21 protein-coding genes and 1 tRNA gene are annotated in these 25,101 nt (G+C 59.1%); 14 read left to right on the forward strand and 8 right to left on the reverse strand.

From position 1 onward, the window contains the following. Positions 1 to 137 precede the first annotated feature (137 nt). The gene (locus T424_RS20240) at positions 138 to 2,051 is read left to right on the forward strand and encodes a diguanylate cyclase (protein WP_051558796.1); all 1,914 of its coding nucleotides are present in this window, start codon (positions 138 to 140) and stop codon (positions 2,049 to 2,051) included. A gap of 167 nt (positions 2,052 to 2,218) precedes the next feature. Here T424_RS20240 and T424_RS0104940 read toward each other — a convergent pair whose 3' ends face one another. Then, positions 2,219 to 2,656 (reverse strand): FKBP-type peptidyl-prolyl cis-trans isomerase, encoded by a 438-nt coding sequence (locus T424_RS0104940; RefSeq protein ID WP_027486733.1) that lies wholly within the window; start codon positions 2,654 to 2,656, stop codon positions 2,219 to 2,221. A 186-nt stretch (positions 2,657 to 2,842) separates the two neighbouring features. Beyond that, positions 2,843 to 6,376: a hybrid sensor histidine kinase/response regulator gene (locus tag T424_RS0104945; RefSeq protein ID WP_027486734.1), complete on the reverse strand. Its 3,534-nt coding sequence runs from the start codon at positions 6,374 to 6,376 to the stop codon at positions 2,843 to 2,845. Positions 6,377 to 6,616: 240 nt separating this feature from the next. Between T424_RS0104945 and mscL the strand changes: the two genes are divergently transcribed. From mscL to T424_RS0104985, 8 genes are all read left to right on the forward strand, one after another. Next, complete coding sequence (mscL, locus tag T424_RS0104950) at positions 6,617 to 7,048, forward strand: large conductance mechanosensitive channel protein MscL (protein WP_027486735.1); 432 nt, start codon at positions 6,617 to 6,619, stop codon at positions 7,046 to 7,048. 150 nt (positions 7,049 to 7,198) lie between these two features. Beyond that, positions 7,199 to 8,368: a pyridoxal phosphate-dependent aminotransferase gene (locus T424_RS0104955; protein ID WP_027486736.1), complete on the forward strand. Its 1,170-nt coding sequence runs from the start codon at positions 7,199 to 7,201 to the stop codon at positions 8,366 to 8,368. A gap of 205 nt (positions 8,369 to 8,573) precedes the next feature. Continuing rightward, a complete protein-coding gene (gene galE / locus T424_RS20245) occupies positions 8,574 to 9,629 on the forward strand; it encodes a UDP-glucose 4-epimerase GalE (protein ID WP_051558797.1) in 1,056 nt (351 codons plus the stop codon). Positions 9,630 to 10,036: 407 nt separating this feature from the next. Then, positions 10,037 to 10,810 (forward strand): glucose-1-phosphate cytidylyltransferase, encoded by a 774-nt coding sequence (gene rfbF / locus T424_RS0104965; protein ID WP_027486737.1) that lies wholly within the window; start codon positions 10,037 to 10,039, stop codon positions 10,808 to 10,810. Then, positions 10,807 to 11,889 carry a CDP-glucose 4,6-dehydratase gene (gene rfbG, locus T424_RS20250; protein WP_245269429.1) on the forward strand — a complete coding sequence of 361 codons (1,083 nt, stop codon included), beginning with the start codon at positions 10,807 to 10,809 and terminating at the stop codon, positions 11,887 to 11,889. The genes rfbF and rfbG overlap by 4 nt, the downstream gene beginning before the upstream one ends. Beyond that, a complete protein-coding gene (locus T424_RS0104975; RefSeq protein ID WP_027486738.1) occupies positions 11,886 to 12,449 on the forward strand; it encodes a dTDP-4-dehydrorhamnose 3,5-epimerase family protein in 564 nt (187 codons plus the stop codon). The genes rfbG and T424_RS0104975 overlap by 4 nt, the downstream gene beginning before the upstream one ends. Next, positions 12,446 to 13,690: a class I SAM-dependent methyltransferase gene (locus tag T424_RS0104980; RefSeq protein WP_027486739.1), complete on the forward strand. Its 1,245-nt coding sequence runs from the start codon at positions 12,446 to 12,448 to the stop codon at positions 13,688 to 13,690. Before T424_RS0104975 ends, T424_RS0104980 begins: the two co-directional genes overlap by 4 nt. Positions 13,691 to 13,873: 183 nt before the next feature. Continuing rightward, positions 13,874 to 15,199: a glycosyltransferase gene (locus T424_RS0104985; protein WP_027486740.1), complete on the forward strand. Its 1,326-nt coding sequence runs from the start codon at positions 13,874 to 13,876 to the stop codon at positions 15,197 to 15,199. 271 nt (positions 15,200 to 15,470) lie between these two features. Here T424_RS0104985 and T424_RS0104990 read toward each other — a convergent pair whose 3' ends face one another. Then, complete coding sequence (locus T424_RS0104990; protein ID WP_027486741.1) at positions 15,471 to 16,283, reverse strand: cephalosporin hydroxylase family protein; 813 nt, start codon at positions 16,281 to 16,283, stop codon at positions 15,471 to 15,473. A gap of 321 nt (positions 16,284 to 16,604) precedes the next feature. Between T424_RS0104990 and T424_RS0104995 the strand changes: the two genes are divergently transcribed. Then, on the forward strand, positions 16,605 to 17,453 hold the full coding sequence (locus tag T424_RS0104995) for an NAD-dependent epimerase/dehydratase family protein (RefSeq protein WP_027486742.1): 849 nt from the start codon (positions 16,605 to 16,607) through the stop codon (positions 17,451 to 17,453). 16 nt (positions 17,454 to 17,469) lie between these two features. On the opposite strand, the gene T424_RS0105000 is transcribed toward T424_RS0104995, so the two are convergent. Beyond that, a complete protein-coding gene (locus tag T424_RS0105000; protein WP_154664803.1) occupies positions 17,470 to 18,597 on the reverse strand; it encodes a hypothetical protein in 1,128 nt (375 codons plus the stop codon). Between the two features lie 285 nt (positions 18,598 to 18,882). On the opposite strand from T424_RS0105000, the gene rfbC reads away from it, so the two are divergent. The 4 genes from rfbC to rfbA all read left to right on the forward strand — a co-directional run bounded on the left by rfbC (position 18,883) and on the right by rfbA (position 22,384). Next, positions 18,883 to 19,446, forward strand: a complete 564-nt coding sequence (gene rfbC / locus T424_RS0105005; protein ID WP_027486744.1) for a dTDP-4-dehydrorhamnose 3,5-epimerase — start codon at positions 18,883 to 18,885, stop codon at positions 19,444 to 19,446. Between the two features lie 27 nt (positions 19,447 to 19,473). Further along, on the forward strand, positions 19,474 to 20,535 hold the full coding sequence (gene rfbB / locus T424_RS0105010; RefSeq protein WP_027486745.1) for a dTDP-glucose 4,6-dehydratase: 1,062 nt from the start codon (positions 19,474 to 19,476) through the stop codon (positions 20,533 to 20,535). Further along, positions 20,532 to 21,428, forward strand: a complete 897-nt coding sequence (gene rfbD, locus T424_RS0105015; protein ID WP_027486746.1) for a dTDP-4-dehydrorhamnose reductase — start codon at positions 20,532 to 20,534, stop codon at positions 21,426 to 21,428. The genes rfbB and rfbD overlap by 4 nt, the downstream gene beginning before the upstream one ends. 86 nt (positions 21,429 to 21,514) lie before the next feature. Continuing rightward, complete coding sequence (gene rfbA / locus T424_RS0105020; protein ID WP_027486747.1) at positions 21,515 to 22,384, forward strand: glucose-1-phosphate thymidylyltransferase RfbA; 870 nt, start codon at positions 21,515 to 21,517, stop codon at positions 22,382 to 22,384. A gap of 261 nt (positions 22,385 to 22,645) precedes the next feature. Here the strand turns inward: rfbA and T424_RS0105025 are convergent, their stop codons facing one another. The 4 genes from T424_RS0105025 to T424_RS0105045 form a co-directional block, all read right to left on the reverse strand. After that, a complete protein-coding gene (locus T424_RS0105025; RefSeq protein ID WP_051558798.1) occupies positions 22,646 to 23,584 on the reverse strand; it encodes a sugar ABC transporter substrate-binding protein in 939 nt (312 codons plus the stop codon). Positions 23,585 to 23,866: 282 nt separating this feature from the next. After that, a tRNA-Phe gene (locus tag T424_RS0105030) sits at positions 23,867 to 23,942 on the reverse strand. Between the two features lie 313 nt (positions 23,943 to 24,255). Further along, the gene (gene yacG, locus T424_RS0105040; RefSeq protein ID WP_027486749.1) at positions 24,256 to 24,474 is read right to left on the reverse strand and encodes a DNA gyrase inhibitor YacG; all 219 of its coding nucleotides are present in this window, start codon (positions 24,472 to 24,474) and stop codon (positions 24,256 to 24,258) included. A 3-nt stretch (positions 24,475 to 24,477) separates the two neighbouring features. Beyond that, positions 24,478 to 25,098, reverse strand: a complete 621-nt coding sequence (locus tag T424_RS0105045) for a Maf-like protein (RefSeq protein WP_027486750.1) — start codon at positions 25,096 to 25,098, stop codon at positions 24,478 to 24,480. Positions 25,099 to 25,101: the final 3 nt, after the last annotated feature.

Here is a 25,101-nt window from a genome sequence, read left to right on the forward strand (position 1 = left end):
AACGGAGGGCGGAATATGACCATTTTTGCACTACTGGATATTCGAATATGCCATTTTTACGTGCATGAGCGCTCTTTCAATTATCGGTTAACGAGATGGGCTTAGCCTGACCGAAATGGGATAGGGGAAGAGCCATCATGGTGGAGCATATTTCGGCGTCGCTTCTGTCGAACGCGGCACTGATCGTTCTCTTTGCGGTGGTGTGGAGCAGGTTGGACTTGTGGCTGGAGGGGAAGTCTCCGGGGCTGAAACCACTGGGCCACAGCCTTCTGGGAGGCTTGACGGCGGTTTCGGCCATGGTGTTTCCGGTTCACATCGCCACCGGGATTTTCGTGGACATGCGAACGCTCGTCCTGTCGCTCACTGCCATGGTGGGCGGGCCGCTGGTGGGGCTTGCGGCAGCGACGATCGCCAGCCTCTACCGTTTCTGGGTTGGAGGGGCGGGCCTCGGGGCTGGCCTGTTGAATATCCTCCTGTCCACCGCGCTTGGCGTCTATATCGGCCTTCGCAATGATCATGCGCTGTTTCGCAATTATTGCCTGTTTCTGGTGACGCTGGGCACAGGTATTGCGCCCGGCCTGACGATCTTCCTCCTGCCGGAGCAGATGTGGGCAACGGCGCTGGAAAAGCTTGTCTGGCTTGCGCCCCTGCAATGTGTGGCAACGCTGTTTGCGGGGCTTTTGATGCGTTCGGAGGCTCGCCACAGGGAAGAGATCGGCCTTGCCTTTTTTCACAAGGCCATGGCCGAAACCTATCCCGAAAGTCTCAATGCCAAGGACAGACAGGGAAGGTTCATTCTTGCCAATACGGCAACCGCCCGATCCTTCAACCTGGAATCACCCGATGACCTCATCGGCAAGACGGATGCCGATCTGCATCCGCCGGACATGGCTGCCCGCTACAAGGCCGACGAGGATAAGGTTTATGAGAAGGGCGAGGCCATGCATATAGAGCAGCCCTTCGTGATGGCCGATGGACGCCGTGGCTGGTTTTCGACGCTCAAGAACCCGATCCGCGATCCACGAACCGGAGACATCGTCGGGCTTTTCACCCACAATCGCGATATTACCCAGCAGAAGGAACTGGAGCGGCAGCTGGATGAAAGCCGGCGGCAGCTTTCGGACGCGCTGTCCAACATGGCCGATGGGCTCGTGATGTTCGATCGTGAAGCGCGGCTGGTCTTTTGTAATGAGCGCTACCGCTCGCTGTTTTCCAAGACGGCGGAAATGCGCGTGCCGGGCGCAAAACTCGGCGATATAGTCGCGGCCTCCAAGGCGTGCGGAGAGGAGATCGCCGACGACGCTTCCGCTGCGGGCGAGAGCCTCCCGACCCTTCCTGCTCCGGGCACGGGCGAGGTTCGGCTCTGGGACGGGCGCATTCTCGAAGCCCGTATCCGCAGCGTTGGCGGCGGCGGCATTATCGCGGTCTATACCGACGTGACGCGCACCCGCCAGGCAGAGGAATTTCTGCGCGGCATGAACCGGGATCTCGAAAAGGCAGCCTTTACCGATAGCCTTACCGGCCTGTTCAACCGTCGCGCCTTTGACGAGAGGTTGTCGGTGGAGTTCGCCCGTGCCCGCCGTGGCCATGAACCGCTGAGCCTGTTGATGGTCGATATCGATCACTTCAAACTGTTCAACGACCGGTATGGTCATCAGGCTGGCGATGACTGCTTGCGGGCTGTGGCGGGAGAACTTGTCCGCGCCGCGCGCCGCAGCACCGATTTTGCCGCCCGCTACGGCGGCGAGGAAATGGTTCTGGTTCTACCTGGAACCGATGCGGCTGGCGCCCGCGAGGTGGCCGAGCGCTATTGCCGTGCGGTTCGTGCGCTGGCTATTGCCCACGCTGGCAATCCCAAGAAAATTGTCACCGTCAGTATCGGCGTTGCCGTGTTCGTGCCGGACGGCGGGGTAAGGGCCGATGAGCTGATTGCAGCCGCCGATAATGCCCTTTATGCCGTCAAAAACGGCGGACGCGACGGCTTCCGGTTTGCCGAAAATGTCCTCGCGCGCGCCAACCCGGCAGCCGCACCTCTGCGGGAGTTGCGTTAAAGCATGTCACGCAAAAGTGGAGGCCGGTTTTCCGCCTTGAAATGCGTAAAAACAAATAGTTAGAGAATTTTCAGGGAAAGGGGAGGCCGGGTTCATCCGGCTGCTCCAACATCCATTCTTGACGCCCGTCCGGACTTAAAACCGGACAGGCTTTCGCTGAAAACGCTTTATGCCGCCTGTACGATGTCCAGCAATTCCACGTCGAAGATCAGATCCTGACCGGCGAGTGGATGGTTCGCGTCGATGGTCACGACGCCATCTGCAACCTCGGTGACAGTCACCACCATGGGCGCACCGTTACCGCTCTGGGCCTGAAGGCGAGTGCCGGGAACGAGATTGATATTGGCCGGAATAAGCGAGCGTGAGACCTGCTGCACCTTTTCAGGGTCGTGTTGACCATAGGCCTGCTCGGCAGGCACGGTCACGCGCTGGCTGTCGCCGATATTCATGCCATCCACCTGGGATTCCAGTCCGGGAATGATCTGCCCCGCGCCGATTTCAAATTGCAGCGGCTCGCGTTCGCGCGAGCTGTCGAACTGGCTGCCATCGGCCAGAAGACCTGTGTAATGAATGCGAACGGTATCGCCATTCTTGGCTTGTGTCATGGGAGACATCCTTTCCTGATCGGGCAGGCGAGCTTTGACAAGCCGTGCCCTTCCGGGTTCGGCGGCGGGATAACACGGCCGCCATCGGGGTGCTTGCAATCATGCGCACATCCTTACAATGGACGCAAAGCCTGTCGGTTCCGCGGCGTTTTCAGGAAAATTTCAAGGCCATCCCGTGTCGCGGCCTCATTCTGCGGCCAAGCGCCGGCTTGCGGCTGTCTGGGTCAGATAGGCGCGAAGGGCGGCCGGCCGCACCGGCTTGTGCTGCACGGTTATGGCGTGGCTTTCGGCCAGCGCCCGCACTTCGGCGCTGCGGTCGGCGGTCAGCAGCAGGCTCGGAACGGGGTCTGCGCAAAGGTCGCGCAGCCGCAGGATGGCGTCGATGCCGCTGCCGTCATCCAGATGATAATCGGCTACGGCCACATCCACCATGGCTTTATCGGCAGCTTTGCCTGCACCAGGCCGGGCCTCCATCACCTCCTCGACTTCGGCGATGGAGGAGGCCGTCAGAACCGTGCATCCCCAGCCGCTCAAAAGCAGGCGCATTCCGTCCAGAATATCCGGTTCGTTATCGATGCACAGCACGCGCACGCCTTGCAGGGCGGACCCTGCGGAGGGTTGCGGGTTTGCAGGTGGCGCTGCGGCTTCGGCGGGCTTTCGCCGCTCCAGCGGCATGGTCACGCGAAAGCTCGTTCCCTTGTCCGGCTGTGACCTCAAGTCCACGGAATGTTTCAGCACGCGGGCGATGCGATCGACGATGGAAAGCCCAAGGCCAAGGCCCGAGGCGCTGCGCATTCCCGCATCGAGCCGGGCGAATTCCTTGAACACCGTGCGGAATTTGGAGGGGGGAATGCCGATGCCGGTATCCATGACCTGAATGACCACCTGATCGCCCTGCCGCCTTGCGCCCACCAGAACCCGGCCGGATGGGGTGTATTTGATGGCATTGGACACAAGATTCTGCACCAGCCGCCGCAACAGGTTGGGATCGCTACGCACCATCAGCGAGGTGGGCATGATTTTCAGCTCCAGCCGCTTTTCCCGCGCCATGGGCTCGAAATCGGTGCGGATACGTTCCAGAAGATCCCTGAGCGAGACGGTGGAGAAGCGTGGTTTCATTGCCCCCGTATCGAGGCGGGAAAGATCCAGCACCGCGCCCAGAATGCTTTCCACCGATTCCAGCGCCGAATCGATGTTGTGGACGAGAAGCGCATCCGGTGACTGGCCCAGCCGCTCCACCAGCGAGGAGGTATAGAGCCGGGCGGCGTTCAGCGGCTGGAGAATATCGTGACCGGCGGCTGCGAAAAAGCGCGTCTTGCCGATATTGGCCTCATCGGCAGCGGCGCGGGCCTCCGCCAGCGCCTGATTGACGCGGGTGAGCTCCGCCGTGCGTTCGCCGACCCGTTGTTCCAGTGTTTCATTGGCCTGTTTCAAGGCGCGGTCGGCGGCAACCTTTTGCGATATATCGGTGAAGGTTGCCACCAGACCCTTGTCCGGCAGGGCGTTGCTGCGCACTTCTATGATCTGTTCGCCGTTCTGAAGCACGAGCTGAAACGGCGCGTCGAGATGGTGGAAATCGGCCAGGATGTCGGCCTCGCGTGCGGCATCTATATCGCCCCGCTCGGCCAGAAGCTTGACGATGGCTTCCAGCGGCACGCCCACCTGTCCCATCTGTTCCGGCAGGTCGAGAAGCGTGCGGAACCGCCGGTTCCAGATCGTCAGCCGCCCGCTGCTGTCGAAAACGGCAATGCCCTGATCCATCTGCGAAAGGGCGGTTTGCAGCATGTCCTGATTGTAGTGCAGCGCCTCGCTGGCCTGATCGAGCAGCCATGCGGTATCGGCGGAGGTATCCTCCGCCCTTTGCAGGATAAGCGATAGCACCAGCCGCGCAGAGGCCGAGCCGATGGCGCTGCCCAGCAATTGCTCGGTGAAATGGATGAAAGCCATGTCTGCCAGGGCTTCGTCGTCCAGCCTGCGGCCAATGCTGCGCTCATAGCTTCTGAGGGAACGCTCCATGCGCTCCTGGCCGAGATAGCGGGCAATGGCGGCCTTGAGATCGCCGATGCTGGCTCTCGTCTTCCAGCCGCGCGTGGCAAACTGCGAGCGCAAATGCCGCCGCACGAAAATGCCGGACTGGATGCGCTCCACCGGACGCGGATTGCGGCTGAGACTGCCCAGCACGAAGGCCAGACTGTTGACGAGCAGGCTCAGCACCGTTGCCGTCAGCAGCGGGTCGGCGTGGAGATCGGCAAAGGCGCCGATGCCGGGAAAGAGAAAGGCCAGAATATCGCGCGCCAGCGCCTTGTGGGCGTCCAGCCCGAAGCTTGGCAGAAGCAGCGTATAGATCCAGGTGAGAAAGCCGAGGCTGAGACCGGCCAGAGCACCGCGCGCATTGGCCCGGCGCCAGACCAGCCCTCCCAGAAGCGACGGCACGATCTGCGCGATGGCGGCAAAGGCCAGAAGCCCGATGGAGGACAGCCCCCGGCTGTCGTCGGCAAGCCGGTAATAGGCATAGGCCAGCAAAAGCACGAGAAAGATTGCCGTGCGGCGAATGAACAGCACGCTGCGGGCGGCGCTGGCGGTGGGAGCGCGCCTTTGCGTGAGATTGCGCCGCAGCAGGATGGGCAGCACGATGTCGTTGGAAATCATGATGGAAAGCGCCACGGTTTCCACGATGACCATGGCGGTGGCCGCCGAAAACCCGCCGATGAAGGTGATGAGCGTCACCGCTGGCAGGTCATGCACCAGCGGCAGCGACAGCACGTAAAGATCGGCATCGCCCTTGCCGTCGAAGGCGATGATGCCGCCGATTGCCGCCGGCAGCACGAAAAGATTGATGGCCACCAGATAGGCGGGCAAGAGCAGGGCCGCCCATTTCAGCTCGCGCGCCGTGCGATTTTCCACCACCATCACATGGAACTGACGCGGTAAAAGCAGGATGGCAAAGGCCGAAAGCCCAATCAGCAGCAGCCACCGGCTGAGGGGCGTTTCGTGGGAAAGCGCCTGCATGACCTTTTCACTGCCACGCGCCGCCGCCAGAATATCGGCCGGGCCTTTGAACAGAATAAAGACCACGGTCAGGCCGAGCGTGCAGAAGGCGAACAGCTTGACAACGGATTCCATCGAGATTGCAAGGATCAAGCCGTCCTGATGTTCGGTGGCATCCGTGTGGCGCGTGCCAAAAATGGCGGAAAAACAGGCAAGTGTCAGCGTGACGATCAGGGCGAGATCAAGGAAATAGAGATTGCCGGTGCCAATGCCGTAGCTGCCGGGATCGACCAGGGTGGCGACGGAACTGGAAACCGCCTTGAGTTGCAGTGCAATGTAGGGAATGGCGGCGGCAAGCGAAATCACGGTGACAAGCAGGCCCACAAGCGGGTTCTTGCCGTAGCGGGCCGCTAAGAAATCGGCGCTTGAGGTCAGGCGTTCGGCCTTGGCGATCTCGACGATCCGGCGGATGAGCGGCATACCGAAGGTCATCATCAGGATGGGGCCGATATAGATGCCAAAAAATTCCAGTCCCCGGTTTGCCGCCAGTCCAACCCCGCCGAAATAGGTCCATGAGGTGCAATAAACCGCCAGCGACAACCCATAGACCAGCGGCCTGCCGCCCGCAGCCACGCCCCGCACGCGGCTTTGCCGGTCGCCAAAGCTTGCCACCGCAAAAAGCAGCAGCAGATAGGCAATGGCTGCTGCCATGATAAGCCATGCCGGAAGCATCCTCATCCTCCCCTTCCAGTCATTCACCTTACGGCATAAGGCAATGATTTAAAATCGGCGGGCTCTCGGCATAAAGTCGAAACTCTTTGACATTTCGCGCATTTGCGTTTTGGAGAAGGCAGTGTGCGGCGCAATATGAGCAATGCCTGCTTGTCTTCGTCAACAAGCTGCTGCAAACTTGCGGCGGGGGATAGCGCATAATTGTCCTAAAAAATGTGCTGCGCTGTAAAGGAGACAATCATGTTGAATGAATTCAAGGCTTTCATTGCCCGAGGCAATGTCATGGATCTCGCCGTAGGCGTGATTATCGGGGGTGCATTCGGCCTTATCGTGACCTCGCTGGTCAATGATATCGTCATGCCTGTGGTGGGCGTGGTGTTTGGTGGCTTCGACTTCTCGAACTACTTTCTGCCGCTCAGCTCATCGGTGACGGCCCAGACGCTTGCCGAAGCGCGCAAGCAGGGAGCGGTGTTTGCCTATGGCAATTTTCTGACCGTGGTCATCAATTTTCTTATTCTGGCCTGGATCATTTTCCTGATGATCAAGGGTGTCAACACGCTGCGCAAGCAGATGGAACATCAGGAAAAGGCCGGCAAGCCAGCCGCTCCGCCGCCTGCCGATGTGCAGCTTCTGACAGAAATCCGCGACCTGCTGAAAGCCCGTTCGCAGTAACGCGACCTCCCGAGGTTTGGGGATGCCCGCGCATCCCGGACCGGAGACAAACGGTTAGCTCCATCACTGCAATTGATCGGTGGCTCAAGCATTATCATGGGATTTTTCAGCACTCCTGTTCTATGAAGAGGCAAGATGAGGGAGTGTTGAATGTCATTTGTCGAAAGCCTGAGCCGCCGTGCCGTGTCCGCGCCGGAAAGCGGCATTGTCGAGATCATCAATTACGCCCGTGGGCGCGACAACCTCCTGCCGCTCTGGGCGGGAGAAGGCGACCTTGCAACGCCTGATTTTATCAGCCGTGCGGCCTCGCAGGCCCTTCTCGACGGCGAGACCTTCTATACCTGGCAGCGGGGCATTCCCGAATTGCGACAGGCGCTGTCGGCCTATTACCAGCGTCATTTCTCCGCCGATCTGTCGCCGGAGCATTTCTATGTTACCGGTTCGGGAATGCAGGCCATTGCGCTTGCCGTGCAGGCGATGACCGAGCCGGGCGATGAAATGATCTATCTTTCGCCCTGCTGGCCCAACATCGTTTCGGCCATCGATCTTGCCGGCGCAAGGTCGGTCGGCGTCGAAATCGACTACCGTGACGGTGGCTGGCATCTCGACATAGGCAAGCTGGAGCGGGCCATCACCCCGAAGACGCGGGCGCTCTTCATCAACACACCGTCAAACCCGACCGGCTGGACGGCAGGGCTTGACGATCTTAAATCAATCCTGACGCTGGCGCGCAAACACGGCCTGTGGATCCTCGCCGACGAGATCTATGCCCTTTATCATTACGGTCAGGGCCTGCGTGCGGCCTCCTTCCTCGATGTGATGGAGCCGGAGGATCGGGTGATCTTTGCCAACTCCTTCTCGAAGAACTGGTCCATGACCGGCTGGCGGGTGGGCTGGCTGGTCGCGCCGCCGCAGATCGGGCAGGTTATTGAAAATCTCATTCAATATGCCACTTCCGGCGTGGCGCAATTCATGCAGCGGGGGGCGGTGGCGGCCTTGAACCAAGGCGATGAATTCGTCAGGCAGAATATTGCAAGGGCCAGAGCCGGGCGCGATATTCTGCTGGATGCGCTGATTGCCACCAATCGCGTGCGCTCCGTCAAGCCGGATGGCGCGCTTTACGGCTTCCTGCAAATCGACGGCGTGACCGACAGCCGCCTTGCCGCGCTCGACATCGTGGACAAGACCGGCGTTGGACTTGCGCCGGGTTCGGCCTTCAGCGCTGGCGGCGAGTATTTTCTGCGTGCCTGTTTCCTGCGCGACCCGGCGCAAATGCAGGATGCGGCAGAGCGTTTGAGCCGATATGTGAAAGCGCTCTGACCATAATCCCTCGCATTGACGCCTTTGCGTTAACCCGAATTTAGCCATTGCCTATAAAAGAAAGCTGCATTTGCCTCTTTTCCCAAAGGCTTAACCCGTTAGGAAAGATCTTTCCGGCTTAGCTTGCGATGCATGTGACCTTGCAAATTCAAGGCGCGCTCGCTCGCAAAGGCCTTTGCGGCGGCAAGATGAGGAAAGGTGAGGCATGGCCGTTCTGCTGACGGGTGGCGCCGGATATATCGGAAGCCATATGGCGTGGGCGCTTGCGGCCGCGGGTCATGAGGTGGTGATCATCGATCGCCTCTCCACCGGCTTTCGTGATGCCGTGGCGCCTTTTGCCCGTTTTTATGCCGCCGACATCGCCGATGCCAACATGCTCCGGCAGATCTTTCGCGAAAATGCCATCGAGGCCGTGCTGCATTTTGCCGGATCTGCCGTGGTGCCGGATTCCCTGCGCGATCCGCTGGGCTATTATCGCAACAATACGCTGGCCTCGCAGACATTGATCGAGGAAACCGTCAAGGCAGGCATTCGCCACTTCATTTTCTCATCCACGGCTGCGGTTTATGGCAATCCGCCCACGGATGCGCCGGTAACGGAGGCGTGCGAGACCCGGCCCGAAAATCCCTATGGCCGCTCCAAGCTGATGACGGAGGCCATTCTGGCCGATACGGCCCGCGCCACGCCGGGCTTTCGCTATGCCGCCCTACGCTATTTCAATGTCGCAGGCGCCGACCGGCTGGGCCGGGCAGGCCAATCCACCCGCAACGCCACCCATCTCATCAAGGTCGCCTGTGAGGCGGCTCTTGGTCTGCGCAATGAAATCCGGATTTTCGGGCAGGATTTTCCCACGCCCGACGGCACCGGCGTGCGCGATTATATTCACGTGGACGACCTCACCATGGCCCATCTCAAGGCCTTGGACTATCTGAGAGCCGGGGGCGAAAGCCTCCCGGTCAATTGCGGCTATGGCCGGGGTGCAAGCGTGCTTGAGGTTCTGCGTGCCGTGGAGACTGTTGCAGGCGTCAGCCTGCCGGTGGTCTTCGATGCAAGACGGCCCGGCGACGCTGCCAGCGTCATTGCCGATCCCGCGCGCGCCGCCAGCCTTCTCGGCTGGCAGCCGCAGCATCCGGGCCTTGAAGCCATCGTCGAAACCGCGCTTGCCTGGGAGCGGCGCTTGATGGCAGAGCGTCTGCAAGCGGCTGGCCGCCGGTTTGCCGATGGCGCGAGCGCCAGCGGGCGCTACTGCATAATTCCTTAAATCGGAATCGATTTAAGGTGAAAATTATGCAGCAAATTTAAAGTGTTACAGCGTCTCGCGATCTTTCAGATTCGCGCCTGACGCTTTACGTCATGGGTTTGTCGCATGTCGTTATCGCAAAACCGCTGCACACCTTTGCGCGATATGCTTTAATCCTTCTCTCCAGTTTGACGACAGCTTGGCTTTCTATGTTGCCCTAAAGCACGGGTTGCAAAGCCGTGCCAATAGCGCATTGCCCTTCAGAAAAGCGGAAACCGGGTTTCCGTCAGGACAGGCGCGAAAGCAGGGCGCTGGCATTTCCCGGTTTCACTGGAAATGCTCCAGCATCGGTGGAGTGGGGCAGGAATGGTGCGAGGCGGCTTCAAAAGCATGTGGCCCGGCTGTCCTGTGGTGAGAGGATGTGCGGGATGAAGGCGGTTATTCTGGCGGGCGGCATGGGAACCCGGATTTCGGAGGAAACCCATCTGAAGCCGAAGCCGATGATCGAGATTGGCGGTCGCCCGATCCTCTGGCACATCATGAAGCTCTATCACACCCATGGCATTTCCGACTTCATCGTCTGCTGCGGCTTCAAGGGTTATGTCATCAAGGAATATTTCGCCAATTACGGGCTGCATATGTCCGACATCACTTTCGATCTGGCGGAAAACCGGCTGCAATTCCACCGCAAGAGCGCGGAAAAATGGCGCGTGACGCTGGTGGATACCGGTGAGTCATCAATGACGGGCGGGCGTCTTCGCCGGGTTGCGCCCTATCTGCAAGGCGAGGACGCCTTCTGCTTCACCTATGGCGACGGCGTAGCCAATGTCGATATTGCCGACACGATCCGCTTCCACCGCGCGCATGGCAAGCTTGCCACCGTGACCGCCGTTCAGCCGCCCGCCCGCTATGGCGCGCTCAGCATGGACGGACATATGGTGCGCGGCTTCGTGGAAAAGCCGGTGGGGGAGGCAGGTTTCATCAATGGCGGCTTTTTCGTGCTGTCGCCCAAGGTGATCGACCGCATCGAGGGCGATGACATGCCCTGGGAAGCCGATCCGCTGACCGGTCTTGCCAGCGATGGCGAGCTTTGCGCCTATACCCATACCGGCTTCTGGCAGCCGATGGATACGCTGCGCGACAAGAATTATCTGGAAAGCCTCTGGGCCTCCGGCAATCCGCCATGGAAGAACTGGTCATGACCGTTTCCCCTGATTTCTGGCGCGGCAAGCGCGTTCTGCTGACCGGGCATACCGGCTTTAAAGGAAGCTGGCTGGCGCTGTGGCTCGGTGACATGGGGGCGAAGGTCTCAGGCCTTTCGCTTGAGCCGCAAACCAGCCCGCATCTTCACGGCCTGTTGTTCGGGCAGAATGCTGCTGCCGGCATATGCGACATTCGCGACAGGGCCGCCGTCAATGCGGCGGTTTTGCAGATGCGCCCGGACATCGTCTTTCACCTCGCCGCCCAACCGCTGGTGCGGGCCGGTTATCGTGATCCCGTCGGGACTTTCGAGACAAATGTGCAGGGCACGGCCCATGTTCTCGATGCCCTGCGCGCGGTGGAAAGCGTCAAGGCCATCGTCGTCGTCACGACAGACAAGGTTTATGAGAACCCGGAAACCGGAACGCCCTTCGTGGAAAGCGATCCGCTTGGCGGCCATGATCCCTATAGCGCCAGCAAGGCGGCGGCTGAAATTGTCGCGGCCAGCTATCGCAGCAGTTTTTTTGCTGCGCGTGGTGTCGGGCTTGCCACGGCACGCGCAGGCAATGTGATCGGCGGCGGTGACTGGGCGGAGGACCGTCTGGTTCCCGATGCCGTGCGTGCCTGGGAAAATGGCCGGGCCATCGAGGTTCGCAGGCCCGGCGCCGTGCGCCCGTGGCAGCATGTGCTGGAGCCGCTTTCCGGCTATCTCGCGCTTGCGGAACGGCTTTATTGCGGCAAGGCGGGCGCTTCGGCCTTCAATTTCGGCCCCGATCCGGCCAATGCCGCGACGGTGGGAGATCTTCTGGCCATGGCAAGGCTTGCCTATGGTCATGGCGAGATCGTCACTGGAACCGAAACCGGGCCGCACGAAGCGGGCTATCTGCTGCTCGACAGCACGCTTGCCATGAACTGCCTGAATTACCGGCCCGTCTGGGGCCTTGGCGAAACGGTGGAGCGGACCATGCGCTGGTATCGCAATCTGGCTGAGGGACAATCGGCGGCAGCGCTCTGCCGCGCCGATATTGCCGATTATCTCCGGGGAATGGCGCTTGCCTCACAAAGGAAAGGGGCCGCATGACATCGCGGTTTACGGCTGAGAGCCTTGCCATTTCCGGCCCCATCCTGCTTTCCCGCCGCAAGTTCGGCGATGCGCGCGGACATTTGAGCCGGTTGTTCTGCGGCGAGGAATTGCTGGAACATGGCTGGCCGGGACCTGTGCTGCAAGTCAATGAAACCGCCACCACCGGCAAGGCGACCGTTCGGGGAATGCATTTTCAGCGCCCGCCTTTCGGCGAGTGGAAGCTGGTGACATGCGTGGAGGGTGCGATTTTCGACGTTGCTGTCGATCTGCGGCAGGGCTCGCCAAGCTTTCTGCGCCATGTGGGGGTTGAGCTTTCCGCGCAAAATGCCTGTTCGCTGCTGATACCCGCTGGCTTTGCCCATGGGTTTCAATCGCTCACCGATCATGTGCGGATGATTTACGTGCATTCCGCCCCCTATCGGGCGGAGGCGGAAGGCGGGCTTTTCCCGCAGGATCCACGCCTTGACATTGCCTGGCCGTTGCCAGTGGGCCTCATGTCGGATCGCGACCGGGCGCATCCCCCTTTGACTGCCGATTTCGAAGGACTGACACCATGAAATGCCGCCATTGTGGCTGTGAGGCCATGCATCCCTTTCTCGATCTCGGCACGGCGCCGCCCTCCAACTCCTATGTGGCGGAAGAGGATCTTGTGCGTCCGGAACTCTGGTATCCGCTGGTAATTCGCGTCTGCGAGGAATGCCTGCTGGTTCAGACGGAGGATTTTGCCGAGCGTGAAACCTTCTTCTCCGAAAGCTATGCCTATTTCTCTTCCTTCTCCACCTCGTGGCTTGCTCATGCCCGCACCTATGTCGATGACATGGTGGCGAGGTTCGGCCTGGCCGAAGACGCGCGCAAGGACGAAACGCGCATTGTCGAGGTTGCCGCCAATGATGGCTATCTGCTGCAATATGTGCAGGAGCGCGGTCTTGCCTGCCTGGGCGTGGAGCCAACCGCCAGCACGGCGGCAGCCGCCCGCCAGAAGGGCATCGAAATCCGCCAGGACTTTTTCGGCGAGGCCTTTGCCCGCCAGTTGGTTGGCGAGGGTTGGCAGGCGGATCTGACGGCGGCCAATAATGTGCTGGCGCATGTTCCCGACATCAATGACTTCGTGAAAGGCTTTGCCACCTTGCTGAAGCCCGCGGGCGTGGCGACCTTCGAATTTCCGCATCTCATGAACATGATCGCGGAAGGCCAGTTCGATACGGCCTATCACGAACATTATTCCTATCTTTCACTGACGGCGGTGATGCGGATCTTTTCGCACAACGGCTTGAGCGTCTTCGACGTGGAAACCACGCCCTGGCATGGTGGAAGCCTCAGGGTGTTTGCCTGCCGCAGCGATCATCAGGCCCATGCCGAAAGCGCGCGCGTGGCCGCCATGCTGGCGCTGGAGCAAGAGGCGGGCCTCACCCGGCTTGAAACCTATGGCCGTTTTCAGAAGACAGCCGAGCGCCTGCGCGACGATTTCCTCGAATTTCTGGTGGATTGCCATCGTGCCGGTATGAAAGTCGCGGCTTACGGTGCTGCGGCCAAGGGCAACACGTTTCTCAATTTCGCCGGCATCAAGGCCGGTCAGATCGCCTTCGTCGTCGATAAAAATCCGGCGAAGCAAGGCATGTTCCTCCCGGGCAGCCGCATTCCGATTGTCCGTGAAGAGGTTCTTCAAACCGAAAAGCCGGACAGGGTGGTGATCTTTCCATGGAACCTGACAAGCGAGATCAAGCAACAGCTTTCGTATATAACCGACTGGGATGGGAAATTCGTGACGGCGATACCGAGCCTGACGGTGCATCCCTGAGGCATGACGAGGAAACGGACGTTGGTATGCCGCTCCCCATTCAGCAGGTGGCCACTTTACCGCAGACACCCTTGAGCGGCTCCTCATGAGCCGCTGAAACGGTCTAACCTGTTTTCATATGCGATTCCGGCGATCGACTTCCTTTACGGTTTCGTCGGAATGGCCCCAGATGGAGAAATCTGCATGACCCGCGTGCCCACTTTGAGCGTCTGCGTGCCGTCCCGCAATCGCCAGATCTATTTCCAGCAGACGATCGATGGCCTGCTGAAGAGAGGGCGTGACGATGTGCAATTCATTTTCGCGGACAATTCCGACGATCCGTCGATCATGAATGATTTCATGGCGGAGCGAGTGGCTGACGGGCGCGTCATCTATCTTCCCTCCACCGGGAAAACCCTTTCCATGATGGATAACTGGGAGCGGACCATCGAGGCGGCAACGGGGGAGTGGGTCTCGTTTATTGGCGATGACGATTTCATCGACCCTGAACTGGCCGGTCTGCTGGAGCGCGTGGGCCGCGTCAGTCCTGATATCGAGGCCTTCAGCTGGTCGGCCCTGACCTATAGCTGGCCCTATCAGGACGAGCCTCCCGGTACCATCAACCTTCCCTATGAGCGCGGCGTCATTCGCCTGCCGCGCCATGAACCCTTCCGTCGCATGTTCGGCTGGTTCGAGCCGGCAGCGGTGCCGACATCAGGCTTCTCCATCTATCACGCGGCAATCCACCGAAACCTTTTGCAGCGTATCCATGACAAGTATGAGAAACGCTATTTCACCCATGCGGTCGTAGACTACGACATGGCGATGAAGGTCATCTGCGAGGCGCAAGGCTTCGGATTTTCGATGCGCCCCTTTTCGATTTTCGGCGCCTGCCCGGAAAGCAACTCCTTTTCGATCGGCCGCCTTGAGGACACCAAGAAAAAGGCACAGATCTTTCTCGATGAATTCGGCAAGAATTTCGAAGCCGATCCCGAGCTTCGCGACTTCCCTTTCAGTTCCTTCCTGGGGGTGACGGCGACGATTGGCGTGGTGCAGGAGGTCTTCCGGAAAAAATACAATATCAAGAGCCCCGGATGGGAGAAGGGCTATGCCACGGCCTGCGCACGCAATGCCGAAGCCTATCGGCAGCGGGAGGCTTTCGATCTCATCAATGCCGGTTATGAAATGGCGTTCAAGAGCTGGAAAGGAGGTCGCTTCCTCAAGGATTATGCGCCGATCTGGAAAGGAGACATTCCCGTTGAACCCGTCAGCGGCTTCACCGACAGTACCGTCATGGTGCGCAGTGACATTGCCGGCGTTAAAAATCCGGCCGAGCTTTGGGACGTGGTCCTGGGGATGATCGTGCCGGTGGAGGCATTGCAGGTGGACGAGGACGGATTGAAAGGCCTCGAACGCACCGAGCTTGTCTCCAGGGATTTGCGCAGCAAGGTGGCGAATGCGCAAAATGGAAAGCCGGCGCGGATGCCGGGTAACGGCAAGCTTCAGCATCTGAAGGGGCGCAGAAGGTAAGTGTAACGGCTGTTCGCCTCAATGGCGAATAGCGACAGGCTTCTTACCCCGCAGTCTCTGGCTTGACGAACATTTCTTGCAAGATTTCCGGCGCGCGGACGCGGATGAAACCAATCGGGTTTCAGCAGGAGCGAGCGGACACCCCATCTGTCTACTTGCTGCATAATTCCTTAAATCGCTCGCGATTTAAGGAATTATGCAGTAAAATTTATAGCGGCGCGTGTTCGATGAAACGCGCGCCGCTATAACACATCCTCGTCCTGAAGGTTTTTCAGACGCGCTTCAGAAAGCCGCCGCGCGAGACGGTCATGGCGATCTTGTGTTCGAGCTGGAGATCGTAGTTAAGCTGCAAGGCTTCGCCATCTGCGCCGGTGCGGCCCTCTTCCTGCAATCGCTTCAGATAATCGATCACGGCCGTACGCGGATTGTCGCCCGGACCCCATGGCCGATCGGGGTACATGTCCGCAGGCATGTCTTCGATCAGCGTGTCCCAGACCACGCAGTAGGAGCCCTTGGAAACGAGCGGCGCATAAAGCTCCAGCTCATCCAGAACATGCTGGTGCGTGTGGTTGGAATCAAGGAAGACCATAATCTTCTTGTGCCCTGCTGCCTTTTCCCGCACGGCTGCAATCACATCGTCGGCGACCGACGAACCCTCGATCATCTCGATCTTGTGGCTCAACGGATGGGCCTCGATGGCCGCGCGATTATGGGGACGGATGTCAATGTCGATACCGAGAACCTTCCGCTGGCTTGCCTTGGGATCCAGGACCGTTCCGGCCGCTACCGCCTCGCAATAATCGATCATCGCCAGAATAGACGCGCTCAGCACAAGCGAGCCGCCATGGGCAATGCCGGTTTCGATGACGAGATCCGGCTTTACCGCCCAGATCATCTCCTGAATGGCATAGCTGTCCTGCGGAATCTGGATGATGGGCCTGCCAAGCCAGGAGAAATTATACATATACTGCAAGGCAGCACATTTTTCCATCATCAGATTGGCGAGGTCAAGAAACTCCCTGTTCTTGCCGATGGCGTCGATATTGCTTCTTACGGATGACTCGAATTCTTCTGTGGGGTTCATTGCATATCCGATCAACAGTTTCCCCCGCCTCCAGGCAAAGGCCGGTCGTCAAGGGTTCGTAATACCAGGAGGCATTTTCAATGGATCCTGGTGTTCTGAGGCCGGCAACGGGCAATCCCAACCACGGAGGTGAGAGACATCGCCAAGCCGGTGGATAATGGCAGGATAGGCCTGTGTGAGGCTGACCTCGATATTGCCGCTGACAGGTGGACATGCATGATGAAAAAGGGCGGGGAACACAGGTAGCTTGCCAGGACTGGGCCGGGCTCGGGCACCGTTGCGTCCTGAAAACAGGCGTCCATACTCAATCAGGGGAAAGAGATGACATCCAGGCGCGTTCTGCTGACAGGGGCTACAGGCTTCGTCGGCCGTCAAATTCACCGCTGTCTGCTTGAGGCAGGCCACCTCGTGGTCGCAGCGGTGCGGCCGGACAGTGTGGCAAAGCTGGAACAAGGTGGGCTTGCCGCCGAGATCGCCGTCATCGACGATGTTTTCGCCGTGACTGCCGATGATTGGGCGGGTCATTGCAACGGGATCGATGCGGTGATCCACGCCGCCTGGTATGTCAATCCGCGCGATTATCTCGATTCTCGCGAAAACATACGCTGTGTCGCCGGCAGCATGGCGCTGGCGGAAGGGGCCATGCGGGCTGGCGTGGGACATTTCATCGGCGTTGGAACCTGTGCGGAATACCGGCTTCCCTCCGATCATCTGACGATCGACCACCCGCTGGAGCCGAAGACACTCTATGCGGCCTCCAAGATTGCTGTTTTCCAGATGCTCCAGCAAATGTTCAAGACGGGCGGGCCGATCTTTTCCTGGTGCCGGATTTTCTATCTCCATGGTGAGGGCGAATATCCGCAACGTCTGGTACCCTATGTCCGCCAGAAGCTTGAGCAGGGGCAGGTGGCCAAACTCTCGAAAGGCACGCAATTGCGCGATTTTCTCAATGTGCGCGAGGCGGGGGCGATGATTGCCGGTGTCGTGGATAGCGGTCAGGCCGGGCCGATCAATATCTGCTCAGGGGTTGGCGTAAGGCTTCGGGACTTCATCGAAGCCATAGCCGATGAATATGGACGGCGCGATCTTCTGGAATTTGGAACAGCGGATATTCATCCCTCCGATCCGGCAGCGGTCGTGGGTGTGTGCAATGTCATAAGCGCGGGGTGAGTTGAGAACCTGCGCCCTATTTGACCAGCTTGATTTCGCCCTTGGTCACGATCCAGACGGGGGTCATGATGTGGTTGACCACGGTGTAGAAATCCTGCGCCGTGACGGCTTTGCCAAGGAAGCGGTCTACCAGAAAGGTCTTTCCATGCAGTCCGCGGCGGTGATCTTCGCGAATGACGGGCGAATAGGGCGGCTGAAAAGCGGCGAGATAGGCCTGCCCGCCGGGAAAGGCGGCCAAAGCCTGCCGATAGGCGTCGCACTTTGCCTGAAACGCCTGGGCATTCGTCTCGAACGCGCAATCATACATGCAGGCCCGCACGAAATCCTCGCCGAAGCCTTGCCACTGGCTGCCAAGATCCGCCAGCACCCGCGCCTGGATTTCGGCGATGGCGCCCGTCAGGCCAAGGCCTGCGGTGAAGGGGAAGCCTTCAAGGGCAGAGGGAATTGGGCGGCTCTGAAACGGTCTGCTGCTGATGGCAGACAAGGGACGATTGGAAAGCGCCATCTTGTTGGCAAAGATCAGCACACGGGCCGCCCACTCATATTGGGGCGCCACCGTCAGCCAGGCAAGCTCGCCGCAATTGGCCAAAATCGTGTCTACAAGGCTGCGGCGCAGCGCGCCGTGATAAAGCCCCCAAGGCATTTTCGGTGTCTGGCCCGCATCTTTCCAGTGAAAGAAGGCTTCAAGCAGCGGGGCTTTATCGAATTCCGTGACATTATGCAGAACGGGTATGGCAACATTGGTCGAGGTGCTGGCCGGAAGCTCGGGGTCGATCTGGAAGGCCGACCATGCCAACGCATCGGCGTCAGGCTGCGTTTCTTCCACATAGTCCAGAAGCAGCGGCAGATCCGCATCGATCATGTCGTCCGGGTTTGCGAGCGACACCCAGTCGCCTTTTGCTGCGGCAAGCGTGCCGATCCAAAGCTGCGCCGCCGAAAGATTTAAAGGGGCAGGCGGCAGAAGCTTGAGGCGTGCATCCGTGGCGGCGATGCTGTTCAGCGCCGCGCTTTCGGCCACACGATCTCCCATGCAGGAAAGGATGATTTCCACATCGGAGTTGGCGTTCTGGAGCATCATGCCCACCAGATTTAGCGGTAGCTCATGATCCGGCGTAACAGGAATGCAAAGTGACAGCTTCGGCACAAATGTCTCCAGTCAGGTGAGTGGCTTGCAGTGCAGCAACCCGCAAGGGGTTTGCGGAAATTTATAGACCCATTGCATTGATTAACGTCGCAAGCTGGCGCGAAGCTGAGTGCAACCATGCATTGGGAGCATGATTCGGCGCGAGTGAGATCAGATATGGTAAAATCATCCTGCCGAAATGAAATTTTAGAGTGCCATTCTGTTTGAGTTTCGACCCTAAGGCTTGCTGCGCGGGGAGGGTTATGGTTGAAGAAATCAACGACTTTGTTGAAGGCAGCCCCATTCATGCAATTTGAACCTCTGAAAATTCCCGATGTCGTCCTGATCACCCCGAAGCGGTTCGGGGATGCGCGGGGCTTTTTCATGGAGACCTTCAAGGCTTCGCTGTTCGAAAGCGAGGTTGGCCCCTTTACCTTCGTGCAGGATAATCGCTCCTTTTCCGCCGAGACCGGCACGGTGCGCGGCTTGCATTTCCAGCTCGACCCCCGCGCCCAGGGCAAGCTCGTTTCCTGCACGGCCGGGGCGCTTCTCGACGTGGCGGTGGATATCCGGAAGGGTTCTCCGTCATATGGCCAATATGTCAGCGCTGAACTGACCGCCGACAATGCCTGCCAGCTCTGGGTGCCGCCGGGCTTTGCCCATGGCTTCTGCACGCTGACCCCCGATACGGTCATCAGCTATAAGGTGACGGATTATTACAGCCCCGAGCATGATCGAGGCCTTTTGTGGAACGATCCTGCGCTCGGTATCGACTGGCCGGTCGAGGAGGGCAAGGCTGTTCTGTCCGACAAGGACCAGAAGCAGCCCCCGCTTGCCGAATTGCAGGCAAATTTTACCTATAAGGCCTGATCGGCCCTGAATGATCAAGGAGTGACCATGCGCGTTCTCGTAACCGGCGGTGCGGGTTTCATCGGATCGGCCGTTGTGCGCCATCTGGTGCTGGACAAGAAATACGACGTTCTCAACGTAGACAAGCTGACCTATGCGGGTACGCTGACCTCGCTGAAGGCGGTCGAGGGCAATCCGCTCTACCGTTTCCTCAAGGCCGACATCTGCGATGGCGCCGCCATGGCCGAGGCGTTTGCCAGCTTCAAGCCGGATCGTGTGATGCATCTGGCTGCCGAAAGCCATGTGGACCGTTCCATCACCGGCGCGCGCGATTTCGTGGAAACCAATGTCATGGGATCGTTCACCATGCTGGAGGCGGCGCGTGCGCATTGGCTTTCGCTTGAAGGCGAGGCGAGGGAGCGCTTCCGTTTCCTGCACGTCTCCACCGACGAGGTCTATGGCTCGCTGGGCGATGAGGGCCTGTTTACCGAAACCACGCCCTATGATCCAAGCTCGCCCTATTCGGCCTCCAAGGCTGCTTCCGACCATCTGGCCAAGGCATGGGCGCGCACCTATGGAATGCCGGTGGTCGTTTCCAATTGCTCGAACAATTACGGCCCCTTCCATTTCCCGGAAAAGCTCATTCCGCTGATGATCCTGAATGCGCTCATTGGCAAGCCCCTGCCGGTCTATGGCAATGGCGCCAACATCCGTGACTGGCTCTATGTCGAAGACCATGCCCGTGCCCTGGACATCATTGCCGAGCGGGGCCGGATCGGCGAGACCTACAATGTCGGCGGCCGCAACGAACGGCGCAATATCGATGTGGTCAAGCGTATCTGCGCCCTGATGGATGAGATGCATCCCGCCGGACGTCCGCATGAAAGCCTGATCCAGTATGTCACCGACCGGCCCGGCCACGATGCCCGCTATGCCATTGACGCAACCCGGCTTGAAACGGAACTGGGCTGGAAGGCTCAGGAGAATTTCGACACCGGCATTGAAAAGACGGTTCGCTGGTATCTGGAAAACGAATGGTGGTGGGCGCCGCTGCGTCAGGGCTATGACGGCAGCCGTCTGGGTCTTCTGAAAACGGGAACGGCCGGATGAGCGGGCGCAAGCGTTACCTCGTCACGGGCCTTCAGGGTCAGGTCGTGCAATCGCTGATCGAGCGGGCGGCCTTGCACCCCGACATTGAAATCGTGGCGCTCGGTCGCCCGCAGCTCGATCTTGCCGATCCACAGACCATTGCCGCGGCTGTGAGCGCCTTAAGCCCGCAGATCATCATCTCGGCCGCGGCCTATACTGCCGTGGATCAGGCCGAATCCGACGAGGCTACGGCCTTTGTCGTAAATGCCCAGGGCCCGGCGGCGCTTGCAAAAGTTGCCGCTCAACTCGATATTCCGATCGTCCACATCTCCACGGACTATGTTTTCGATGGCTCGAAGCCCGAAGCCTATGTCGAAAGCGATCCGGTTCAGCCGCTTGGCGTTTATGGCCGCAGCAAGCTGGAAGGCGAACTGGCGGTTGCCTCTGCGACCGCCAATCATGCCATTTTGCGCACGGCCTGGGTTTACAGCCCTTTTGGCAAGAACTTCCTGAAGACCATGCTGACCCTTGCCAAAAGCCGCGATGAGCTGAATGTGGTGGCCGACCAGCATGGCAACCCGACCTCGGCGCTGGATATTGCCGATGCCGTGCTGCGCGTGGCCGCCAATCTTCTGGCAAGGCCGGATGCGGGCCTGCGTGGAACCTTTCACATGACGGCAAGTGGAGAGGCGAGCTGGGCCGAATTCGCGACCGAGATCTTCCGGCTCTCGGAGCAAGCGGGCGGGCCTTCCTGCAAGGTCAACCCCATCCCCTCCAGCGCCTATCCGACGCCTGCCAGACGGCCTGCAAATTCCAGGCTCGATTGCGGCAAGCTTGCCGCCCTTCATGGCGTGACACTGCCGCCTTGGCGCCAATCCACCGCCACCGTGGTGGAGCGGCTGGCAGGGGCCTGATTTTTCCTGGCATTGCAAGAGCGCCATTCGTCCCGTGGGGTACGTGCCTTGCTTTTGCCGATCACTGACGTTCAAGGAGTTTAACGATGAAGGGTATCATTCTGGCCGGGGGCAGCGGTACACGCCTTCACCCGATGACGCTGGTGACATCCAAACAGCTCATGCCGGTCTATGACAAGCCGATGATCTATTATCCGCTGTCAACGCTGATGCTGGCCGGGATTCGCGAGATTCTCATTATCTCCACCCCGAAGGATCTTCCGAATTTCCAGTCCCTTCTCGGGGATGGGTCGAAATGGGGAATTTCGCTTTCCTATGCCGAGCAGCCCTCGCCGGATGGGCTTGCGCAGGCCTATGTCATCGGTGCTGACTTCGTCGGCAGCGATCCGTCCTGTCTGATCCTTGGCGACAATATCTTCTACGGTCACGGTATCAACGACCTGTTCCGCAATGCCACGAAGCGCGAGACCGGTGCGACGGTATTTGCCTATCATGTCAACGATCCGTATCGTTACGGCGTGGTGGAATTCGATGCGCAGATGAAGGCCATCTCCATTGAGGAAAAGCCAGCACAGCCGCGCTCGAACTGGGCCGTCACGGGGCTTTATTTCTACGATAAGGATGTCGTGGACATTGCCGCAAATCTCAAGCCTTCCGCCCGCGGTGAGCTGGAAATTACGGACGTCAACCGGATCTATCTGGAGCGCGGCAAGCTCAGCGTGGAGCAGATGGGGCGCGGCTATGCATGGCTCGATACCGGCACCCCGGACAGCCTGCTGGAGGCCTCCGAATTCGTCGCCACACTGGAGCGCCGTCAGGGCTTCAAAATCAATTGCCCGGAAGAGATTGCCTATCGCCTCGGCTTCATCGGCACCGACCAGCTCGAACGGCTGGCCGTGGCCTATGGCAAGAGTACCTATGGGCAATATCTGCACAAGGTTTTGGCGGGCCTTTGACGGGCAAGCAGGCAGGCGCCCCGCAAAGATCAAAAGCCAAGGGAAAGTGCTTTCCCTTGGCTTATTTTTTTTGGCGGGCCATGTGCGGGAATGTCATGGGAACTGTTCAAGATCGCTTACAGCGCCGTGCGTTTTCTCAAACGCACAAAGGACGCTGTAACACTTTAAAGCTGCTGCATAATTTTCACCTTAAATCGATTCCGATTTAAGGAATTATGCAGTAGTTCCAATGGTTGGCCCACGCTTTTCCGGTAAAGCCGCTTATTTTCTGGCGTATTTCTCCATGTTTTCGGGCGTTACCAGCTCAAACGGGACCCACAGCTTGGTATCGACCTTTTCGCCCTTGGCAAGCTTTGCCGCAGAGTCCACCGATACCGCACCTTGCTTGCTGGCGTTCTGGAAAACGGTGACGTCAAGATCGCCAGCCTTCATGGCGGAAAGCCCGTCCGGTGTGGCATCGATGCCCGCAACCACCACCTTTTTCATGTCCATCCCGGCGGCCTTCATGGCCTGGATCGCGCCGATTGCCATTTCGTCATTATTGGCAATCACCGCGTCGAAGGTCTGGCCGGAGGTCATCCAGTTGTTCATCAGATCCACGGCCTCGCCACGGGACCAGTTGGCAACTTTCTCGTCGATAACCGTAATACCCTTGCAGGCATCGCTCTTGAGGACGTTGTGAATGTCGTCGGTGCGCACGCGGGCAGCAATGTTTTCCAGCGGCCCCATCATCACGAAGGCCTTGCCCTTGCCGCCCATGAGCTTGCAAACGGCCTGGGTTTCCATCGTGCCGGAATCGAGTTCATTGGAACCAACGAATACTGCCTTCTCCGGCAGGCTTTCAAGATCGGCCGGCGGATGGTTGACGTAAATCAGCGGGATGCCCGCAGAATGCACCATCTTCGTGATCGTAGGCGACATTTCGCCATCAATGGCATTGACGATAATGGCATCAACGCCCGAGGCAATGAAATTCTGCACCTGATTGATCTGGCGCGACACATCCAGATTGGCGTCTTCCATCTGCAAGGAAACGTCTTTCATCTGGGCAGCCTGATCCCTCATTCCGTTCATGAGAATGGTGAGAAACGGGTTGTTGAAAGAGGTCATCGTCACGCCAATGCGCGTTTCGGCATCAGCAAGTTCGCTGGACAAGACAAGCGCCCCAAATGCGCAGGCGAGCTTTATTGCAGTCTTCATGGCTATTCCTCCCTTATGCCGGAACATCGAACATGCTGACGCATTCGCGCCCCGCCATCGTCCCGATAAGCCCGGCTTTTTCTTTTTGCCTGCCATTGCATCACGTTCTCCCCGAACCTCTCGCAATGACCTGCATCCTCCCCTCGCTGAATCAGCGGGGCGACATGCATTATGTCTAAAAACCGAACGGAGAAAACGGCTGCGAAAAAAACGCACCGGTAAAAACTGGGTACAATTCAAACAAGAAAATGAATATCTGCAAGGCTGACCATTTTTTAAAAATGGTGCCCGGAGGCGGATTTGAACCACCGACACGCGGATTTTCAATCCGCTGCTCTACCAACTGAGCTATCCGGGCATCCTAGCCTTGCGGCTTTCCGATCATGGTTTTATCGGAGGGGGAAGTTTCCCCCGGAAGCGAGGGCGGTTATAGCATCTAATTTTCTTGTGTCCAGCCGCAAATGTCACTTTTTTGAGGCTGGCGGCAATAACAATGCAAGAGGTTGATATTGCTTCACAATAAGCTTTAATCCATGCGGAGTTGCGTTGGGTCGGGAGAAGGGTGAAAATCAGGCCGTGGCCCGCGGACGAGGGCGTTTGGCCGTGCTTTACCTCTTTGTTGCTCTGCATTTCCGGACGCAAAACCGGTTTCCGCTTTTCCTGGAAATATTTTAGCGCGATCCTGCGTCCAGCTCGTCTTCCGGGCTGGCCTCGTCTTCGGCCACGGGAATAGCGTAGGAGCCGTTCAGCCAGCGTGACAGGTCAAGCGTGCGGCAGCGGTCGCAGCAGAAGGGGTAATGATCCCGGTTGGAAGGTTTGCCGCATTCCGGGCAGGGATGGGGCTTTCGCAGGGGCTCGACTTTGGTGGCTTGGGTTGGCTGCTTGCTCATGGCCTAGCCCTCCGGCCAGCGGGCGGTCACATCCATTCCTTCGCCGGTCATCAGTTGCGCCGTCTCGAAGAGTGGCAATCCGACGACATTGGTGTAGGAGCCGATGATTTTCTGCACGAAGCTTCCGGCAATGCCCTGTATGGCGTAGGCGCCAGCCTTGCCGCGCCATTCGCCCGAAGCGATATAGGCGTCGATTTCATGGGAGGACAAGCGCTTGAAGCGGACCTTGGTCTCCACGACCCGCTGGCGAAATTTGCGGTCCGGCGTCAACAGGCAGATGCCGGTAAACACCCAGTGTCCGCGACCTGATAACAGGTTGAGGGCTGCGGCCGCTTCGTCGGTGAACTCGGTTTTTGGCAGAATTCGCCGTCCGACCGCCACCACCGTGTCGGCTGCCAGAATGAAGCTTCCCTGCCATTCCGCCTCGTCGGCAATGGCGTCCAGTGCCGCACGTGCCTTGTCCGCCGCCAGGCGACGCGCCAGCGAGCGTGGTTGCTCGTTCTTTTCCGGCGTTTCGTCAAGGTCCATGGGCATCAGCCGGTCAGCCTCCAGGCCCACCTGCCGCAACAATTCGACGCGGCGGGGAGATCCAGAGGCCAGAATCAGCTTGCGTTTAACCGCCATTGC

The sequence above is a fragment of the Allorhizobium undicola ORS 992 = ATCC 700741 genome, assembly GCF_000621665.1.
Taxonomy (GTDB): domain Bacteria; phylum Pseudomonadota; class Alphaproteobacteria; order Rhizobiales; family Rhizobiaceae; genus Allorhizobium; species Allorhizobium undicola.

Bases quoted from the DNA above. Each gene is read 5' to 3' on its own strand.
- T424_RS0104980 (WP_027486739.1), top strand. From the start codon at position 12,446: ATGAAATGCCGCCATTGTGGCTGTGAGGCCATGCATCCCTTTCTCGAT.
- T424_RS0104975 (WP_027486738.1), top strand. From the start codon at position 11,886: ATGACATCGCGGTTTACGGCTGAGAGCCTTGCCATTTCCGGCCCCATC.
- rfbA (WP_027486747.1), top strand. From the start codon at position 21,515: ATGAAGGGTATCATTCTGGCCGGGGGCAGCGGTACACGCCTTCACCCG.
- T424_RS0105025 (WP_051558798.1), bottom strand. From the start codon at position 23,584: ATGAAGACTGCAATAAAGCTCGCCTGCGCATTTGGGGCGCTTGTCTTG.
- T424_RS0104955 (WP_027486736.1), top strand. From the start codon at position 7,199: ATGTCATTTGTCGAAAGCCTGAGCCGCCGTGCCGTGTCCGCGCCGGAA.
- galE (WP_051558797.1), top strand. From the start codon at position 8,574: ATGGCCGTTCTGCTGACGGGTGGCGCCGGATATATCGGAAGCCATATG.
- rfbD (WP_027486746.1), top strand. From the start codon at position 20,532: ATGAGCGGGCGCAAGCGTTACCTCGTCACGGGCCTTCAGGGTCAGGTC.
- T424_RS0104995 (WP_027486742.1), top strand. From the start codon at position 16,605: ATGACATCCAGGCGCGTTCTGCTGACAGGGGCTACAGGCTTCGTCGGC.
- T424_RS20240 (WP_051558796.1), top strand. From the start codon at position 138: ATGGTGGAGCATATTTCGGCGTCGCTTCTGTCGAACGCGGCACTGATC.
- T424_RS0104945 (WP_027486734.1), bottom strand. From the start codon at position 6,376: ATGCTTCCGGCATGGCTTATCATGGCAGCAGCCATTGCCTATCTGCTG.
- rfbC (WP_027486744.1), top strand. From the start codon at position 18,883: ATGCAATTTGAACCTCTGAAAATTCCCGATGTCGTCCTGATCACCCCG.
- rfbB (WP_027486745.1), top strand. From the start codon at position 19,474: ATGCGCGTTCTCGTAACCGGCGGTGCGGGTTTCATCGGATCGGCCGTT.
- rfbG (WP_245269429.1), top strand. From the start codon at position 10,807: ATGACCGTTTCCCCTGATTTCTGGCGCGGCAAGCGCGTTCTGCTGACC.
- rfbF (WP_027486737.1), top strand. From the start codon at position 10,037: ATGAAGGCGGTTATTCTGGCGGGCGGCATGGGAACCCGGATTTCGGAG.
- T424_RS0104940 (WP_027486733.1), bottom strand. From the start codon at position 2,656: ATGACACAAGCCAAGAATGGCGATACCGTTCGCATTCATTACACAGGT.
- T424_RS0104990 (WP_027486741.1), bottom strand. From the start codon at position 16,283: ATGAACCCCACAGAAGAATTCGAGTCATCCGTAAGAAGCAATATCGAC.
- mscL (WP_027486735.1), top strand. From the start codon at position 6,617: ATGTTGAATGAATTCAAGGCTTTCATTGCCCGAGGCAATGTCATGGAT.
- yacG (WP_027486749.1), bottom strand. From the start codon at position 24,474: ATGAGCAAGCAGCCAACCCAAGCCACCAAAGTCGAGCCCCTGCGAAAG.
- T424_RS0104985 (WP_027486740.1), top strand. From the start codon at position 13,874: ATGACCCGCGTGCCCACTTTGAGCGTCTGCGTGCCGTCCCGCAATCGC.
- T424_RS0105045 (WP_027486750.1), bottom strand. From the start codon at position 25,098: ATGGCGGTTAAACGCAAGCTGATTCTGGCCTCTGGATCTCCCCGCCGC.